Source organism: Taibaiella chishuiensis, assembly GCF_003014535.1.
In the GTDB taxonomy this organism is placed as follows: domain Bacteria; phylum Bacteroidota; class Bacteroidia; order Chitinophagales; family Chitinophagaceae; genus Taibaiella; species Taibaiella chishuiensis.
In genome coordinates, this window is sequence record NZ_PYGD01000003.1 from 257,070 (window position 1) to 274,454 (window position 17,385).

22 protein-coding genes and 1 tRNA gene are annotated in these 17,385 nt (G+C 41.0%); 6 read left to right on the forward strand and 17 right to left on the reverse strand.

Going from position 1 to position 17,385, the window contains the following annotated elements; translation table 11 throughout:
- Positions 1-37: 37 nt before the first annotated feature.
- Positions 38-697 carry a hypothetical protein gene (locus B0I18_RS11420; protein WP_106522839.1) on the reverse strand — a complete coding sequence of 220 codons (660 nt, stop codon included), beginning with the start codon at positions 695-697 and terminating at the stop codon, positions 38-40.
- A 211-nt stretch (positions 698-908) separates the two neighbouring features.
- Here B0I18_RS11420 and B0I18_RS11425 point away from each other — a divergent pair, with 211 nt between their 5' ends.
- Together B0I18_RS11425 and B0I18_RS11430 are read left to right on the forward strand one after the other, a co-directional pair.
- Positions 909-1,349 carry a hypothetical protein gene (locus B0I18_RS11425; RefSeq protein WP_106522840.1) on the forward strand — a complete coding sequence of 147 codons (441 nt, stop codon included), beginning with the start codon at positions 909-911 and terminating at the stop codon, positions 1,347-1,349.
- Between the two features lie 118 nt (positions 1,350-1,467).
- On the forward strand, positions 1,468-1,659 hold the full coding sequence (locus B0I18_RS11430; protein WP_106522841.1) for a hypothetical protein: 192 nt from the start codon (positions 1,468-1,470) through the stop codon (positions 1,657-1,659).
- A 99-nt stretch (positions 1,660-1,758) separates the two neighbouring features.
- Here B0I18_RS11430 and B0I18_RS25085 read toward each other — a convergent pair whose 3' ends face one another.
- A complete protein-coding gene (locus B0I18_RS25085; RefSeq protein WP_181358432.1) occupies positions 1,759-1,929 on the reverse strand; it encodes a hypothetical protein in 171 nt (56 codons plus the stop codon).
- A 303-nt stretch (positions 1,930-2,232) separates the two neighbouring features.
- Between B0I18_RS25085 and B0I18_RS11435 the strand changes: the two genes are divergently transcribed.
- The gene (locus B0I18_RS11435; RefSeq protein WP_106522842.1) at positions 2,233-2,499 is read left to right on the forward strand and encodes a class I lanthipeptide; all 267 of its coding nucleotides are present in this window, start codon (positions 2,233-2,235) and stop codon (positions 2,497-2,499) included.
- A gap of 124 nt (positions 2,500-2,623) precedes the next feature.
- On the opposite strand, the gene B0I18_RS11440 is transcribed toward B0I18_RS11435, so the two are convergent.
- Positions 2,624-2,806 (reverse strand): class I lanthipeptide, encoded by a 183-nt coding sequence (locus tag B0I18_RS11440; RefSeq protein WP_106522843.1) that lies wholly within the window; start codon positions 2,804-2,806, stop codon positions 2,624-2,626.
- 257 nt (positions 2,807-3,063) lie between these two features.
- Here B0I18_RS11440 and B0I18_RS11445 point away from each other — a divergent pair, with 257 nt between their 5' ends.
- Positions 3,064-3,504, forward strand: a complete 441-nt coding sequence (locus B0I18_RS11445) for a hypothetical protein (RefSeq protein WP_106522844.1) — start codon at positions 3,064-3,066, stop codon at positions 3,502-3,504.
- A 752-nt stretch (positions 3,505-4,256) separates the two neighbouring features.
- Here the strand turns inward: B0I18_RS11445 and B0I18_RS11450 are convergent.
- The 3 genes from B0I18_RS11450 to B0I18_RS25500 form a co-directional block, all read right to left on the reverse strand.
- A complete protein-coding gene (locus B0I18_RS11450) occupies positions 4,257-4,511 on the reverse strand; it encodes a class I lanthipeptide (RefSeq protein ID WP_106522845.1) in 255 nt (84 codons plus the stop codon).
- 198 nt (positions 4,512-4,709) lie between these two features.
- On the reverse strand, positions 4,710-4,946 hold the full coding sequence (locus B0I18_RS11455; protein ID WP_146146724.1) for a class I lanthipeptide: 237 nt from the start codon (positions 4,944-4,946) through the stop codon (positions 4,710-4,712).
- Positions 4,947-5,248: 302 nt separating this feature from the next.
- Positions 5,249-5,503: a class I lanthipeptide gene (locus B0I18_RS25500; protein WP_219905967.1), complete on the reverse strand. Its 255-nt coding sequence runs from the start codon at positions 5,501-5,503 to the stop codon at positions 5,249-5,251.
- Positions 5,504-5,779: 276 nt separating this feature from the next.
- Here B0I18_RS25500 and B0I18_RS11460 point away from each other — a divergent pair, with 276 nt between their 5' ends.
- On the forward strand, positions 5,780-6,028 hold the full coding sequence (locus B0I18_RS11460) for a class I lanthipeptide (protein ID WP_106522847.1): 249 nt from the start codon (positions 5,780-5,782) through the stop codon (positions 6,026-6,028).
- Between the two features lie 118 nt (positions 6,029-6,146).
- Here B0I18_RS11460 and B0I18_RS11465 read toward each other — a convergent pair whose 3' ends face one another.
- The 10 genes from B0I18_RS11465 to B0I18_RS11510 all read right to left on the reverse strand — a co-directional run bounded on the left by B0I18_RS11465 (position 6,147) and on the right by B0I18_RS11510 (position 15,622).
- Complete coding sequence (locus B0I18_RS11465; protein ID WP_106522848.1) at positions 6,147-6,410, reverse strand: class I lanthipeptide; 264 nt, start codon at positions 6,408-6,410, stop codon at positions 6,147-6,149.
- A gap of 266 nt (positions 6,411-6,676) precedes the next feature.
- Positions 6,677-7,102: a hypothetical protein gene (locus B0I18_RS11470; RefSeq protein ID WP_106522849.1), complete on the reverse strand. Its 426-nt coding sequence runs from the start codon at positions 7,100-7,102 to the stop codon at positions 6,677-6,679.
- A 140-nt stretch (positions 7,103-7,242) separates the two neighbouring features.
- Positions 7,243-7,461, reverse strand: a complete 219-nt coding sequence (locus B0I18_RS11475) for a hypothetical protein (RefSeq protein ID WP_106522850.1) — start codon at positions 7,459-7,461, stop codon at positions 7,243-7,245.
- Positions 7,458-7,796 carry a beta family protein gene (locus B0I18_RS11480; RefSeq protein ID WP_106522851.1) on the reverse strand — a complete coding sequence of 113 codons (339 nt, stop codon included), beginning with the start codon at positions 7,794-7,796 and terminating at the stop codon, positions 7,458-7,460. Before B0I18_RS11480 ends, B0I18_RS11475 begins: the two co-directional genes overlap by 4 nt.
- 458 nt (positions 7,797-8,254) lie before the next feature.
- Complete coding sequence (locus B0I18_RS11485) at positions 8,255-9,232, reverse strand: hypothetical protein (RefSeq protein ID WP_146146725.1); 978 nt, start codon at positions 9,230-9,232, stop codon at positions 8,255-8,257.
- On the reverse strand, positions 9,222-10,328 hold the full coding sequence (locus B0I18_RS11490) for a hypothetical protein (protein ID WP_106522853.1): 1,107 nt from the start codon (positions 10,326-10,328) through the stop codon (positions 9,222-9,224). The genes B0I18_RS11485 and B0I18_RS11490 overlap by 11 nt, the downstream gene beginning before the upstream one ends.
- A 4-nt stretch (positions 10,329-10,332) precedes the next feature.
- Entirely contained in the window at positions 10,333-11,907 is a 1,575-nt protein-coding gene (locus tag B0I18_RS11495; protein WP_106522854.1) for a DndE family protein, read from the reverse strand.
- Positions 11,897-14,014 (reverse strand): DNA sulfur modification protein DndD, encoded by a 2,118-nt coding sequence (gene dndD / locus B0I18_RS11500; RefSeq protein ID WP_106522855.1) that lies wholly within the window; start codon positions 14,012-14,014, stop codon positions 11,897-11,899. Before dndD ends, B0I18_RS11495 begins: the two co-directional genes overlap by 11 nt.
- Positions 14,004-15,347 carry a DNA phosphorothioation system sulfurtransferase DndC gene (dndC, locus tag B0I18_RS11505; protein ID WP_106522856.1) on the reverse strand — a complete coding sequence of 448 codons (1,344 nt, stop codon included), beginning with the start codon at positions 15,345-15,347 and terminating at the stop codon, positions 14,004-14,006. Before dndC ends, dndD begins: the two co-directional genes overlap by 11 nt.
- Before the next feature lie 201 nt (positions 15,348-15,548).
- Positions 15,549-15,622 (reverse strand) — tRNA-Ile (locus B0I18_RS11510).
- Between the two features lie 169 nt (positions 15,623-15,791).
- Here B0I18_RS11510 and B0I18_RS11515 point away from each other — a divergent pair.
- Positions 15,792-16,850, forward strand: coding sequence for a class I fructose-bisphosphate aldolase (locus B0I18_RS11515; RefSeq protein WP_106522857.1), 1,059 nt, complete (start codon positions 15,792-15,794; stop codon positions 16,848-16,850).
- Between the two features lie 68 nt (positions 16,851-16,918).
- On the opposite strand, the gene B0I18_RS11520 is transcribed toward B0I18_RS11515, so the two are convergent.
- Entirely contained in the window at positions 16,919-17,380 is a 462-nt protein-coding gene (locus B0I18_RS11520) for a hypothetical protein (RefSeq protein WP_146146726.1), read from the reverse strand.
- Between the last annotated feature and the right edge of the window lie 5 nt (positions 17,381-17,385).

The following is a 17,385-nucleotide window of genomic DNA, read 5'->3' on the forward strand; positions in this document are numbered from 1 at the left end:
CCGGTACATGCTTTTCCCTGTCGAGTATCCGCACCGTTTACAGGCGGAAGCCCATAAGCGCCCCGACAGAGGGCATCAGTACAAAACTGTTGAACCGGATATTGTAGGTATCGCCGTTGATCGAGGCGGTATAACGGGTCTTGGTGTCCCGCATCCATATGGCTTCTGCCATAACCAGTGCTCCGAAATAGAAGCTGAAACGCCCCTCGGGGTTACTGTAGCGCGTCCAGCGCAGATGGTATTCCGCTTTAGGGTACCAGGCGTCGCCCAGCAGCGATGTATAAGGGAGGTTGAGCTCATAGTCGCCCTGGTAAAGCGTATACGATTCCCGGCGGATCAGCAGCAGGCCTATGCCGCCGCCCATGATCCATTCTGCGTTCCTGCCTTCATCATAATAGGTTACGCCGGAGAGCCCGATCATAAATGAAGTGGCCAATACCGGTATGGTCAGCTTTTCCACAGGCTGGCTCTGTAGCGGCAACTTGGCAGCACCGGTGCTTAAGACCAGGTAAGGCTGCAGCCGTGTATCGTTCAGCCGGTAGCCTGCCATGATGCGGATCGCAGGGATACCCCGGCTGAATTTGTGGGCTCCGGACAGCATCAGCGGGTATCCGCCGGTAAGCGAAGCTTCGTAGTAAAACTGGGCGTGGGCCGGTATCGCGATAGCGAGGAAGGTCATAAACAGGAGGATACGCATACTCCATTAACGCGGAGGTTTACCTGCATATTATGCAGTATATACCACCTTGCTGTACCAGGGGCTGTGCAAGTGCAAGAGATGCCTTTATTGCTTATGCGCTGAAATAAATGCTCCCGTTCATAAACATTTTATCCGGATTGCTGAAAAAGGGGGAGGAAGGCTATGGGAAATGTTCAATATTTGAAGACCAAACAAAAAACTCCTGCTTATGAAAAAAATATTCGCGCTGCTGGCTTTATCCCTGGTAACAGTAAGTGCCAGGGCTGCTTTGTTTATCAACAACAACGCGTCGTATGATGTTGTGGTCGTACTCTGGGCGCACGATAGCAATCACCCGGCCCCATGTTCCTACTATTGCCAGCGTTTTAACGTGCCATCGGGCACTTCGATGGCTTTCAATAACGTAACCTCGGGTGGATTACTCTGGGGGCAACCCTGGAATATACCGGCCACATTGGTTACCAGTGGTTCCGGCTTTGATGCGGCAGACATTGTGCCTTCTACTTCCCTGCTGCCGTACAATACCATCGGCAACCCGGGTTCCTGTGCTGCAACCACATCATACTCAGCCGCCGCGTCCGGTTATTCCATCAATGCATCCTGGCTACCCCTGGGCGGAAACAATGTAATGCTGGATATCACGAACTAAAAAGATAAGTCCTGTTGCGGATCATCGCCTGTTTGTGTGCGCCGTCTACAGGACGGAATAGAACTCCGGTCATCGCCGGCAATATCAATTTTTATTTTTTAATTAAAGCACAGTAACAATGAAAAAGAAAAAGCAAGTAGAAAAACTGGATCTTAAGAAAATGGTTATCGGAACGCTGAACCAGCAGGATACCATTAAAGGCGGCTTACGCCAGATTGCGGCAGCTGCGGATACCAACCAGCTTACCGGTTGCGGTATGACCTGCTGGAGTTATGGTAATTACTGTTTCTTATCTGAGAACTGCGCCTAACTTGTTGTTTTTCGTGAGTAGGTAATGGATAAAAAGGGTCACGTTGTTATAACGTGGCCCTTTTGCTTTTGATAACCAACCGGACAGGGGTATCCTGTCTTAATTACAAAGACAGTCCGACATTTTAGAAGAGCAATCATAACTACAGTCCGTTGTCTTCCTTATGGGCTGTCTGGTCCACCATCCGCCGGTAACCTGTTCGGGGTTGCTCAGTTGGGTGATCACTTTCTTTTTGATGTTGAGTTTGGAACTCATGGTTTTCTTTTTCATGGATTTTTGTTTTAAGGATGGAGCATCGAAGGTAGCGGTGGCGCTTGTTCGGGGCAATACCAGCCTACCTGTATTTTAAACTACAGGTATCCCTGTAGCAGGGCTTTGTTACGATCGACAATCGATGCGCCAGATGGCTGGTTTATAAAGCGCTGCGGTATGCAGCGTCGCGGTATCAGTACATCAGCAGGGTTAACCTGCGGATGCTGCAACACCGTTAATTAATGCAAACTATGGGCCGGTGGCGTTTTATGCCCCGCAGGGCTTCTACTTTCGGTCTTCATTTATAAACAAGAACAAACTATGAAAAAGAAGATCGTTTCGCTGCGTAAACTGAGCCTGCATAAAGAAGTGCTGGCTAACCTGAATTCCGATGAACAATACAGCGTACGTGGCGGTGGCATTACCGACCAGCCCAATTGTCCTACTAAGGCGCCGTCCTGTATTTATCCGTGTACAACCACAACTTCGGCTACGCCTACTTGCCAGACCGCACAAAATTGTCCCTCTGCCAATAACCCGACTGCATGTCTTACGACCAAGCCGGTATGTGCAACCGTAGGTTGCTAAGCAGGCTGGTACTGCGTTTCCGCGCAGGCAACCCATGTCTTGCATTCTACCCGATCCGTTGTATGTAAAACAGGAGCAGCCACCGCAATAGCGGTGGCTGCTGTCGTATAAGTCTTACCGGTACTTAGTCGCAACTGTTGCCGCAACGGGTAAAGTATTGCGTCAGGCAATCCTGGAACCGGGTTTCGAAGGGACAGTTGCGCTCCGTATCGGCGCCGCCTGCTAAACGTTGCATTGCTTGTTTGTTCAGCAATGTGATCGTCTTCTTTTGCAACGACAGGCGGGTTGCTGTTTTTTTCTTCTTCATGATAGTTGTGTTTTAGTGACACAATATTAGCACAATGCCGAAAGCCCGGAAATACCGGTATTCCTGTATTTGCAGTACTTTAACGGCAGGGCAGGGTGGCGACGCCAACGGAATCTTGTGCCCTTGAACCTTGTTTATGAATGCCAGGATAAATTATTTACAGCGCATGGTGAATAATTTCTATTGTTCTATAAAATGTCTTTCCGATGAATATAGGAACTGCTTCATATTTGTAGGTAAACAAACACCTTCCAACAATGAAAAAATTATTCGCGATGCTGTTGCTCGGCGCAGCAACATTTTCGGCCAAGGCGGCCCTGTTCGTTAACAGTAATGCCGGCTGCAGGGTTACCCTGGTCTTTTATGCACATGATGCGGCCAATACAACCACCTGCTCTTATTATTCTACCCGCCTGGAAGTATATCCCGGTAATTCGTTTGCCTACAACAACGTGACCAATATGAACTCTCCGGGCCTGGGCTGGTACCGCTGGGGTTTTGGTGCGCAAACCCTAGTAGCCGCAAATTCAGGCTGGGACGGGGTAATGATCTATTCCGATTATGCACCTACCACAACGATTGGTGCGCCGGGTAGTTGTGGCGCCAGTACGTCGTTCTCTTCCACGGGTACCCCCTGCGATATCTCGGCCACCTGGACGGCGCTCGGTGGTGGCAATGTATTGCTGGAAATCAATTAAGCAGAAGCCTGGAACATCTGTTCCAGGCCGGTGGCCTTTACCGGGTATACCTATAATTACTTAGGATGCCCTAAAAGATCAGACGAATTAAAGATTGGTTTTGATCGTGATGAGCCCGATATCGTATCGGGCTCATTTCTTTTAAATGTAGTTTGATTCCTGCATTGTGGGGATGGTTACCCTTTCGGGATATGCTTTATATGCTTTGCATTATCCCTTTTTGTTTTAACAGATATTGCTTCATTGGGTACTGCCATCCCTGATCTGAATGAAGGAGCAATGGACAGACACTTTACCATAATCGGAGCGCTATTGAAATTGTTTTCAATTATTTTAAATATTTGTTTATTTAAATATTAAACTATAAATTTATTGTTAACATTTAAATTATAATTTATGAAAAAGAAAACAATTCCCCGGATCCTGTCTCTGAAAAAGAAGACCATTATTCAGTTAAATAGCGACCAGGAAATAGGACTCGTTGGGGGTATAACCCCTACCCGAGATTTGTCATGCCTGACCAATTGTGTGCTCTGTCCTGCACCTCCTATAACGCAGAATAATGGAACAACTGTCTGCCTTGTGTCGTGTAACAACCCTGTGAGAAGCGTTTGCGGGCCTTGTGTCTGAGGTGAATGGGTAGTAATAAATGATACATTGAAAAATGGGCCGCGCTTGCTAAAGGCTGGTCCGTAAAAAAGCCACCCAAGGGTGGCTTTTATGTTGAAGCAAACTTGTCGAAGCTGGTTACCTTATCCCAAGCCGATAATGCAATCTTCCAATACGGTAATGCGGCACTCGTTTAATACGGTAATGCAGGCAGGACCATCGTAAGTGGCAATAATACAACAGTCATAACCCTGGGCACGCGAAGGCGGCGCATTGCGATCCGGGGCGGGGTAGTACTGTCCGCCTTTTACGGATTGCTGGTTGTCTCGGTTCAGGATAGCAAGCGTTGCTTTCTCCAGGAATAATTTTTTGGGCAGGTTAATAGCTGACTTTTTCATGAGGTATGTATTTGTGACTTTCAAAGATCGATGGGCCCGGGGGCATTTAATGCCCCTGTAAAATTTGTTGGGCTATAGCAGGGCCGGTAATAAGGCAAGATGTGAACGGCATTTATGTTTGCAGGTTTGTAATACAAGAATACCATGCAACATCCTTTGGGGGGGCGCTGCATGGTATTGAAGGTAATAACCGCGCGTTTAGCACCCCCCGCCTATAGTTGCCTTAGCGCAGCATTGATTGTTGACCCAGACTGTGGGGCATACTGTTGCTTGCAGGGTCTGGCAAACGTTGGGGAAACTCGGCACACAGGGGAAGCATATGGAGTTCTGTGTATTGCCGCCTAACACAGCATCCTGGTTAACCCCGTTCAGCGCCGATACCACAGATTTGTCCAGGAATAATTTGGCATCTAAATTCAATTTTTTCTTTTTCATAAAAAACATATTTTATTATAAATTTATATTATTTTATTTGTGTTTTCAAATAGCATCTACTATTGGTAGCAAGAACAAGTAAATTCAATATGAACACCTATCATTGCTGCTTTCCCCGGAGCTTGGCTTAGTTCCAGGCGTCTGATCGGTGTTCAATATATTGTTTGTTGATCCCCTATAGTATGATTAAAGACAGCTTGGAACAGTAGAGGTTCATAAAGGGGTAAAACATTGTCAACAGGGGGGCGAGTTGGGAGCCGGAGCACGGACCGTTTTCATGCTTTTGAACATAAACACCCCCGTTAGCAAATACAGTCCGACATCCGGGAGGCTATGACGCAGCATCTATCGTCTTGCATAATAGTAGGGCATATGGTTGGTTGCCTGGTGTCGCAGCCAACACAAGTTAGATTAACCCTTGTATAGGGACATTGCATACAGATGGATACTGCAGTATTGCCCCCCAATACGGCATCCGGGTTAACCCCGTTCAGCGCCGATACCACAGACTTGTCCAGGAACAATTTGGCGTCTAAATTCAATTTTTTCTTTTTCATAAAAAATATATTTTATTATAAAATTAAAAATTCAAATCAATTTGTCAAGCACTATTTCGTAAGTGGGTGCCGGCGCCGGGTAATTGGGGGCTATGGTTGATTAAGTGCACACCGGTAATTGTCCCGCTCCCGGATATACCTGGCATCCCGGGGATTCGCGTTGTCCAGGCGGCTATTTAATCGCTGCAGCAAACTTTACTTGTTTTTCTTTTACAAATGTTGATTTATTTCAATATTAATTTATAATTTTACTATTCACCATTAAATTATATATCTATGAAAAAGAAAACATTCCACCGGATCCTGTCTCTGAAAAAGAAGACCATTATTCAATTAAATGACGACCAGGAAATGAGACTGGTTGGCGGTGTAACCAATACCGAGGCCTTGTCGGCCTGCAGGACCAATTGTGCCGCCTGTCCTACCGATCCTATAGGTACGATAAGAGCGACCTGCCAGATGATCAGTGCCTGCGTTTTGTCCTGTAACGGTTCCTGTTTGCAAACTACGTGTGCACCCTGCTAAAACAGGCCGGGCAATGGTGGGATTCATCAGGGTTCCCTGGCGATGCCCATTAAAAAATGAAAAAAACAAAGCCACCCAAAAGGGTGGCTTTGCAGTTAGATGATTGAAGGCTGCAAGGTTAGCAGGGGCCATTTATGCCGGTATTAGCCTTGACACAACAAACACCATTGGCGTTAACAACAGTCGGACATATAGAATACTGCCTGGTTAGGCAACCGCCATCGAGGCTTGCATTGCAGGGACCACAAGGGCTTTGGCTATTGGCATCGCGTTCGGTGTTGGCTCCGCCCAGAACCTGATGGGATTGGTCCATATTCAATTCTGCGATGGTGTCCTTTTGCAGGAACAGTTTCGGGCTGAAAATCACTTTTTTCTTTTTCATAAGGAATGTTTTAGAACTCCAAATACGCGATTAAAGTTTATTGAAAAAAGGGGCAATGAGTAAGTGCTATTCTTTGCATGCGTAAGCGAGTCTGAACATACAAACCCTGCACAGGCGGTATTCTTGGTTTTGTGGAGCGCTCCGTGCCTGTATCTTATTTTCCGGCTTACCATCATATGCTCCGGTCTTGTTTGTAACGCAGAAAGCCACCCTTATGGATGGCTTTGATGTTTATACGTGCAAACAAGGGGTATTTCCTTTGTAAATTATACTCTGTTAATCCAAAAATTGAATTGAAAATTACCAAAAGATGCAGGCACTTTCTTAATAAATAACACAACAGCTCCGGTAACATCGGGATAAATCATATAATCATTGACGGCGTTCACATCTGCAGTGTTTATAATGAATTGATAAGGTGTGTTATTGACGGGGTTCATGTAGGTAAATACAAAAGTCGCATTATAGTTGGTTGGAGGGGGATAGACGCTGAAAAAGCTTTTGGTTTCAGGTGCAATTGTAAAAACATGGTGACTTACACTGTATATTATGTTCGAGCCTTGCTGATAGAAATCAACGTTCCCAGTGCTGCCGCCGGATTCTCTTTGGACATAAACGTCGGCCTCTGCATTGAAGCTCAACAATAGTCCGAAAATGGCAAAAATAAATGATGTGATTTTTTTCTTTTTCATAAATATGTTTTTAGTGCATGCAATTACCTAATTAAGGGTTACCGAAAAAAGTGATAATTGGTAGTTGAGTCTTTTGGCTAAATAACTGAGACGAACCTAACGACAAAGCCACCGTTAAGGTGGCTTTGCTATTATGTTGACTATGCAATCACCTTTCGGAATCGCGGATTGTTTCTTTTGTACTCTCTTACGGCCAGGTATATAGCCAAAACAAAAATGAGCAAGACGCCGGCCATTCCTAAAAGAAACGCATAATCGGCGATTCCTGAAGGGGGCTTTTGGACTTCCCAGTAAGCCGCCTCGAAAATTGCTCGCTCGGTCGGGTCTTTGATTTTTTGAATTTGTTCGAGTGTCATCATATGTCAAATATACTTATGATAATGAGAATATAAAAATCACGAAAATGGGGCAGCTGTGTTCCATCGTCAATACATCTATCGCAATCAATAAATGGCGAGTCAATAAAAATAGGCAAATCTTCCTCCCAACATGACACTATTTTTTCACCCAGTTTAGAGAGGTGTGCTACCAATGTTTTGCCTTCCATTTCATTTCGTAATCCCACCCAACTAACATCCTGTACTTCCAATAGCGGGGTCATGCCTTTTTTAATAGCCGTTGTTGTGTCTTCCAGGGCTTTAAATTCGCCCTCTTTTGCCCTTAAAATAGGGACGTAGTGTTTGTGTAAACTCACCTTGAATACTAACGATTAAAAGTAGAGTTTTTTGTTAGAGATCATTCAGTTTTGCTCTATAAACCCTGGAGCCAGGGAAAAGAAATTCGTCATACTGTTGAGGCATTTACAAGTTTTTCCCAATTGCAATTTTCGTCTGCAATGAACGTAGGGAAGTTTGATTGTTTTTGATGTTGTTCTAAAAAGGTGACCGGTGGCTTACACTGGCTTTCTGTGAATTTTGACTTTTTCATTGCTTCAACTTTAAAGTTAGTGTTTTTATCTACTTTTAAACACTAAGGTTTTAAGGGAAGCTTACAATAGCGAGCAAGTAATTTGCTCATCAACCTTGTCAATAAAAGAGCGGGTCATGACCCGCTCCTTAAATCTTCCCCATTCTTTTTCAATGCCAGATCGAAAACTTAATCTTGCTAAAAGGAAGTTTCCCCTAGACACTACAAGATATGATCAATATAGTATTAGACTATATCCTCTTCAAACTTAATACACTGGTCAATTAATTGCTTAGAATCTAAATCGTCAAAAAAAACTACGTCAAGGGTATAGTTTAAAATTCTCTTTCGTTCAAAGATCAATCTCTCATTTATTTCGTCATTTCGAGCCATGGATTTCTTGGCGAAGCTTATCAAACTATAAGGAATGAACATTGAGTGAACCGGATTCAGCCGATGGAATCTCATGTAATTGTTATATCTACTAGTTTCGTGCAATTTTTTATTCCAATCCTTTCCGCATGCACATTGAACTAGAATAGCGAGGAAGTTTGGAACATTATCCGAAAATGGTATCCAGCCGATTAAATCAAGCCCTTTCTCTTGATTACCTCGTTCTGATATTTCACCAAATGCGTGTTCGTCCAATGAAACTTTTAAATCCTGTGCCAGCGCTTTTATTTTTTCTACTGCTGATCCGTTGTAATCAGAGGTTTTCCCAAATGATTTTACTACAGCATGGGCAGGCAGAAAATTACGTAATACTGCAGCAGACAAAATCTCAAATTCCTTTGTCAATTCAGGTTGAAAATCTTTAAAAATATTTAAAGAAGAAGCAATCAGGAGGTATAGATAAATCTTTTGTCGGGAGCTAATAGTAGCAACAGGTTTTAATTTAATCTTATCTATGCCTTCGACAATAAAAGGATAGTCAGTTTCAAAAAGTTGACTTCTTTCTATTAACAATCGATATATGCTATCTACAAAACGCTCATCTTCATCATTGAGGCTAGCCTGTTCTGAGTCTTCTTTACTTCTTTGTAGTAAACCTTCGTCTTTAAACCGATCAAGAATATCCGATGCTGAAACAAAGTTATCATTTGAGAATAAGCTTACCAACTCAATGTAATCGGCATATAGGTATATCAATTTTCTTGTAGGTTTATCGCCCAAAACCAAGGAGAATTTAGAAAAGAAGTTGGCTAATTTATCATTAAAGTTCATCCTCATTCTCTTCTTTTTCTTGTAGTGAACGACCAATTTTTGAAGCAAGTGCTCTTATGTCCTTAATTTGATCTATAGCATCTGAATAAGTCACCTTTACTTTTATAACTATTCGATCGGCATTTTCTAAGCTATTTATTGCATTGCTTAGATGTGAATAGAATGTTGAGTCCGCTTCTCCTGTCATATCTAAAGCTGCCTCAAGACTTATGCCTTTTTCAACAAACGCAATTTTTGCATCATTGTGCCCCAAGACCTTATTTAGTGCAGTTAAACTCGAACTATCGCCTATCAGCCTTGTTCTTCCCTCAACATTTTTTTCAAAAAGCCACTTTGTCCAATTTTGTAGACCCACTTCGTCAATTTCGACCTCTTCTATATCGTCAATCTCTTTTAAATCCACTCCCAAGTATTCTGCAATATGTTGTTTATTTAAGCTATCTGCAATGTAGTTGAAATAAAAAGTGGTGTCGTCCAATCCAGGAATTCTATAAAAAGCTTCGTCTTCAATTTTGTCAAAAAGCTGATATCCAACTAAAATTCTCTTAACATAGTCTTTTCTGCTACCAATGCTTTTCGCTAGTTCTCGTGATGCTTGATTTAAATTTAGTTCATTATATTGTGTTTGCCACAGTTCAAATAAATATCTGGCCTTTTCAAGTAGCTTCCATTCTTTTATTCCTGTGATATGCCTATATCCAAGGTAATTGTGAATGTCCTCTTCCTTAGAGAATACTAAACAAGGAATTTGTGTTGGTCTAAACTGAGATTCGGAAACTGCTTGTTGAACTTTCGTTTTTTGAACGTTAGCTAATTCTGGATTATTTAGCAATTTTAAAGCAGAAAGACGCCTATTGCCTTCAATTACCTTGAAGCTATCCTTCCCAGATTTCACCACTAATAACTGCTCTCCCGGAAAGAAATCGTTTTTTCCTATTGCCAACATCAACTCAATTAAAGATGCATCCAACAGCATATATTGCAAAATATCCTCTTCAGCCTCTCCATGCAGTGATTTGGGAAGTCTTGGATTCGCTTCATCTAATTGCAATCTGTCGAGAGGTATTATCTCGAACGACGGTTTCGCGATAGCCATTGGTTTAATTATTGTGATATTGTTTAATGGTAAACATTTCTCCCTTTGGTAATTCTTTGATATTAGAAACGGTTTCTCCTTTTTTCATTCTCTCCAAACTTCTACAAACTTTTGCACTGTTACCTTCGCTTAAACCCAAAAATTTGTTGATGGCTTTTGTATTAGTCTTGTCTTTTATATTTAGTAAAAACGAAATTTCGCACATACTTGAAAAATCAAAATTTGGTTGATTGAATTCTTCAATTCCCTGTGATAGCAGGATTACCGAAACTCCCTTAGATCTAATTTCGCGAAGCATTTTTTCTAAAATGTCTTGATATTTTTTCTCTTTAAAAATCACGTGTGCTTCATCAATTAATAATACATATCGCATTGCCCTATAGCCATTGGCTGCCTCAGTATTATCCATGTTCATGAATACGTTATATATGTAGTTTATTATCAAGAATAGAGATGTAAATCTCACTGAATTGGATAAATTACCGGATAAAGATAAATAGATATTTTCGTTTAAGAAGTTCTTTGACTTTTTATCTTGCTTAAAAATATCATACCTAGATAATTCATCAAGTATTTCAGTTAATGAATCCTGTTTGTCATCTACAATTTCTAAAAGCTTTTCATTTATTTCAGATAATGTTGGGTATTCTCCAGGTCTTTTAGAAATAAACGTTTCGTATACGGCCTCTCTTAATTTACCTCTTTGCTTAATTCCAATATTTGAATACTTACAGATTATATCTACAAACTTATCGATTCCCATTTGCCGATTTACAGTGTTAATGCTATCAATAAAGGCAAGTGGATTAACAGGAAAAGGTTTAGATGGGATGTCAATAAACTTTGCTTTAGTAGCATCAAAAAATGGTTTTAACAGAGAGATGTCTTCATTTTTAAGACCTTTAAAATCTAAGTATATGAAATTGACTAAGTGATTGGATCTTTCTGTAATATCTTTTAAAAGAGATAGGGCAAACTGCGTTTTTCCCGTGCCTGAGCTGCCTGCTACGGCAATATGATTATTACTGTATAAATTTGTGTCGTTAAAGTTGAGAATGATTTGTTCAGAATTGATATTATTACTCCCAACTTCCAACTTTAGAAGTCCGTCGAAATGCGATTTTTCAATATTTTGACTATTATTTTTAACTGCGTTCAAATTAACCTGAGTGTTATCAAGCATAGAAATTCCTTTATCTAAATGCTCGATCAAAAAGTCAAAAAATGTATAGTTGCTATTAGAGTCAAATAAGCTACTCATCAATTCCAAGCCATGATCAATATGTAACTTGATATACTTGGGAATGTTTTCGTTGGTTTTATAAACGTGATAACTTTGACAAACCAACGCTATGTAAAAATCTCTATATTTTGAATCGAACAAAATATGATCTTTATATTCTTTCCCCTTCGAATCGTAGATATTAAATTCTGAGGTTGAAAATTTTCTATTGCTCTGCAAAGAATAACTTAGGGCAATTCTTGCAACAACATTTTCTTTAGTTCCAGACGGCAATTTCGAAGTGAGTTTTCGAATCACTTCTTGATTAGCCTCTGAAGTACGTATATTAATCTGCATACAAATTGTCGTAGGTATTTATTAGCTGTTCTGGTGATACTTCCACAAAGTTTGAGGCTTCGGTGCTAATGTTTTGAATAATATATGCTTTGCTTACCTTCGGTTTGAGGAGATTAAATTCGGTTGCAGTCAGTTCTTTGTGGATTAAAGGAAAAAGAACGACTTGCTTTGAAACTTTAGGATAAAATTCTTTGATCACATTTTCAGCGTGATCTTTATCAAATTTTTGCATAGGAGAATCTATAAAAACAGGAAATTCAATTTCAGACTCTTCTACAAGAGCTTTCAATAACGCCGAAGCATACATTTGACGTTCTCCCATTGATAATGAGCCTTTGTCTATCTTCTCTTTTCTTAAATTAAAAAGATTTATATCGACATCATCACCAGTTTGATTAATATCAACTGAAACCCTTTTAATAAACCCTTTCTTATGCATAAGAACTTTTAATTCTTGAAGAATATTATCTTCGAGTTTCTTTTTTGTAGTGATTTTAAATTCCTTGATAAATTCTTTTAATTTAAAAATTAGCTCTTGAGCTTTTTTATCTTTTTCAGAATACAATCTTGAGTCGTCGATTTTTTTTCGAAGTTCTTCTTGCCTTTGCCTTAAGCTTTTTATTTCATTTTTTAAGCCGCCTGTCTTTTCGCCAAAATCGTAAATGTCCTTGTCTATAAGGAACACCCTTTTGTCTAGCTGCTCTTTTTCATTTCTTAAACTAGAGATGTACTCATCCTCCGCATCTTTTTCTGCCGCGCGTATTTTCCGCCGCACGGAATCAATGCCACTTTTATTTCGCAAATATTCATCATTAATACGTCTATAGGTGTCTTTGAAAGAATGCCTTAAATTATTGATCACAGAATTAAACTCGTTAGCCTCAGATGCCGAAAAATCATGTAATACCTCAAGTGTAGGCGAGGCATCCAGCACATCTGAAAAGAAGTATTTTTTAATTAATAATTTTATGTTTTCTTGGTAAAAACTTTGTACTTTATTTGGTATAACACTACCATACTTCAGCTTTTCACTTTCTAGGTCATCAAGTATTTTCTCTATCTTTCCTTCTATATCTTCCTGTCTATATTGACCTTCTTTAGAACTTTTTTCATTTTCGATTTGCAAAGATGTTTCAGCTAGAAGTTCTCCAGCTAGACCAAACGGAATTAAATCAAACAGCTCTCTTAAATCATTTTGGAGCGATATCATCCTTTCAGAAAGGTTGTTCTCTTCATTCTTTAATTCATTAAGCTGTTCCAAGGTTATCATATTGCCCTCTTGAATTAATTTCATTTGTATTTCGTTGGAACGGCTTTGCTTTTCTATCTTTTCTTGATTTAATTGCTGAGTTAGCACCTCTATGTGATCGATATCAATTATCCTATCCTCAATATCTGCGATAATGTGATTAAGTTCAGCTCTTTCTTGTGGTTTTGCTGATTTTTTTCGATACTCGTCTTGTATACTTTCTAAGTGGTCTTTTAAATCCTCGTACTTCTTAATACCTAATACTTCTGTGTAAGCCTTACTAAGTAGACGTCTTTGCTCGGGTGAATTTATTTCAGCAAGCGAAACAATTTTTTCAGCGTCGAAAAAGAAAAATTTGGCGATTTCGATAGGTAAAATAAAGTCTCTAATGAAAATTTCTTCGCCATCTTGTTTCCCGTCGGTTGTCAAATCCTGAATTAACTCGTTGGGAAAGCCGTCAATTAAAACCTCAACCTTATCATTGCCGCTCGTTACAATATCGTAACTCCGTGTGATTTTTATTTCTTTGCATGTAATCTCAGGGATTTTGACGTCTTTGAATACAACTGATACAGAAAAGCTATTTTCCCCTTCTGCTTTAGCCAGTCTGTTTAAACTATTACCTATATATTTGCCATATCCACCCTTATCAGCGATTTCTTTTTGATATAGCTCATCTACCTTTTCCATTTGCCGACCATATAGACACCAAACTAATGACATTAAAAAGGTCGTTTTACCAAATCCGTTCTTCCCGCTGACTACGACTATATTTTTGTCCTTTTCGGGGAGTAGGTTTATTTTATTAATACCCTTATAAATGCGGAAATTGTTTAGTTCGATTTCTTTAATGAACATTCCTTTCTCTTTTTAAGTATTCTTCTATTCTAGTTTCGATATCTTCTTTAAGACCTCTTTTTCGGTTTAGCAAAGACTTATTTTTCTGAAGAGTTAAAAGCTCTTGAATAAGCTCAAAGTCATTTTGATTGTCTTTACAACAATCTTTAAGGAGCTCAAGTTCTTTTTCTCGCTTTTCGGTATGATTTCTCATAGCCCAATTTGTTTTATAAGTTTTATGATAAATTTCTGAGACTTTTTGGTCGAAAACAAAATCCCTATACCAAATAGTTTGAATAGCGATTAGCTCTTGGTTTGTTATCAATTCGACGTGCTCCTTAGAATATTTCTGTTGAATTTCTTTTTGAGCCGCTAAAAGACGTTCTAGTACGGAAGCTCTATACCACGGGTAGTATGTCCCCATTCCATTGACTGCAATCATTCCGTTTCTTCTAGTAGGCATTCTATTAGATAGGTTATTCCTTTCTTCAGCTATCTCATTGCGCAATTTTAGCAAGGGACTCAACCAGGTTAATCCATTTTCGATTAAAGCAGACATTGACTTATCTTCTTTAACTACAGTACAAACCCAACAGCCAAAACGACTTTGTCCGCACGATTTGTGTTCTTTATTAGTTACTACAGTAGGGCATTCGTAATCATCTGCGCTAGCGTCAGAATATATTTTGAATAGTTCTTCGTTGCTAGCTCCCCATGGAGATGGCATTGTATTAATGACATACCAAATCTCTTCCAGAACTAAGTGGCGTATGGGCGCATAAACAAAGGTGTTTGCCTCTGTTGGATGTTTGCTTAGCCTTTTTCCCTTAATCGAGTGTTTTTTGATAGATTTTGCCCGACTGGAGCTTTCACTAGAACGTGCTCCAATCAAAATAATGGCTTCTCCAAATTCGTCTAATTGATCTAAAATAAATCGAGATGTCGGTTTTATTTTAAGTCTTTCAGTGCACCATCGAAACGCATTATTAGGCGCAGGATAACCTTTGCCAATTAAATTTACCCAAAACGAATCCTCGAGACGAGGAATCGTTTTGCGTACCTGTAGTGGAATATCCTGTTCTACCGCTGCAGATTCAATTTTTGCTAATACACGGTGAACATATTCGGTAATAACAGGATTTTCAACCATTGTGTCATTACTTACAACATATACATCCCGTCCAACGAAACCGTGAAACTCCTTAACTTGTTTTAATGCTTCCCATACCAATTGTAACATAACTGTCGAATCTTTTCCTCCACTAAATCCAATTATCCAAGGACGTTTTGAGTCATCAGCAAACATGTATTGATCAATTATTTCGTCGATGATATCCTTAATAAACTTAGCCATATTCTATTTGTAATATCTTTATTCTAAGGTCTATAATTTATTTTACGCTTCCAAAAATGAAGGTAAGAAATCGTAGCATTAAATAACTGCATAATAATAAACTTGCTACAAAGCTACCACTATGGTTTTGTTATCTGTGCAAATACTGTGCAAATGAAAAATGGTTTCAATCTATATTGACTGAAACCATTGATTATTATGTGCTCCCACTCGGGCTTGAACCAAGGACCCCCTGATTATGAGTCAGGTGCTCTAACCAGCTGAGCTATAGGAGCAATCACTGGCGTGATTCCTTAAAAGGTGGGCAAAGGTAAATCAAAATCCGGAAAAATAAAATAATTTTCCCCGTATTTTATTCCTGGAGGCACATAGGAATTGATGGCTTTATACCGTACCTTCGCACCCGAATTATTAAATCTAAAAATTGCTTATCTCTTTTACAACATGGCGCATAACAAAATTGTAGAACTGTTAGGTTCAGATGCTGAGTCACTGCTTACTCACCAGTGCAAAACTATCGAAGCTTCCTCTATTCATGCTCCTTCTCCCAACCACGTGGACGAAGTATGGGCTGGCTCCAATCGCAACATTCAAACGCTGCGCAGCATTCAAACGATCCTGGGTCACGGCCGCCTGGCTGATACCGGTTATGTATCCATCCTCCCTGTTGATCAGGGTATCGAACACAGTGCAGGTGCCTCTTTCGCACCTAACCCGATCTATTTCGATCCTGAAAATATCGTGAAACTGGCTATGGAAGGCGGTTGTAACGCCGTTGCTTCTACCTATGGCGTTTTAGGCGCTGTAGCCCGCAAATATGCGCACAAGATCCCGTTCATCGTTAAGATCAACCACAACGAATTTATCTCTTATCCTAACCGCTTCGACCAGATCATGTTCGGTTCTATCCGCGATGCATGGAATATGGGCGCAACAGCGGTAGGTGCTACTATTTATTTCGGTTCTGAAGAAAGCCACCACCAGATCATCGAAGTGGCTAAAGCTTTCGAATACGCACACGAACTGGGTATGGCTACCGTACTGTGGTGCTACCTGCGTAACAATAACTTCAAGAAAGACGGCGTGGATTATCACACTGCCGCCGACCTTACCGCACAGGCCAACCACCTGGGCGTAACCATCCAGGCCGATATCATCAAACAAAAATTACCGACCAACAATGGTGGTTACAACGCCATAAACTTCGGTAAAACCCATAAAGATGTTTACGGTAAACTGACTACCGATCACCCGATAGACCTGACCCGCTACCAGGTAGCGAATTGCTATATGGGTCGCGCCGGCCTGATCAACTCCGGTGGTGAGTCTAAAGGTGCATCTGACCTGGCTGAAGCGGTTACTACTGCAGTAATCAACAAGCGTGCGGGTGGTATGGGCCTGATCAGCGGCCGTAAAGCCTTCCAGAAGCCAATGGCTGAAGGTGTACAACTGCTGAACACCATCCAGGATGTTTACCTCGATAATAACATTACACTGGCTTAATTTTTTTAAGCTGCTTATAAAGCTGAAAAGGCTGCCCGCATCGGGGCAGCCTTTTCTTTTGCGGGTTGTTATACCGGTTGCCGGCTGGGGAAACCGGCGCTGCGTACCCGCGCCACGATCGCATCGGCCTGTTCCAGGAACGGCCCGGGTTCCGGCGTATTTTCATTGATCCAGGTAAAGGCGTCTTCAATATCGGCGCATACCAGGCCTTTAGCGCCAAAAGCTTTCTGCATATTCATTTTGCTGAGCTTGGGGTAGTCAACTTCGGGCACCAGGAAAATAATACCCTGCACATACCGGCTTATCGCATCTTTATAACGGGCCATCCATGCTTTGCCGGCAAGCGTGGCTTCGCGGTCACTGCCGGCATGCAGTGCGGCATGGTCAAATACGCGAAGCCATACCACCGGCTCCTGCCAGTCCAGGAAGGCCGACCAGTTATTCAGCGCTTCAAGATAGGTGGGCAGGGACATCGGGCCCCGGCTCAGGGAAAGTATACATGGTTTTAAAGAAAGGTCGTCTGTATGCATATGTG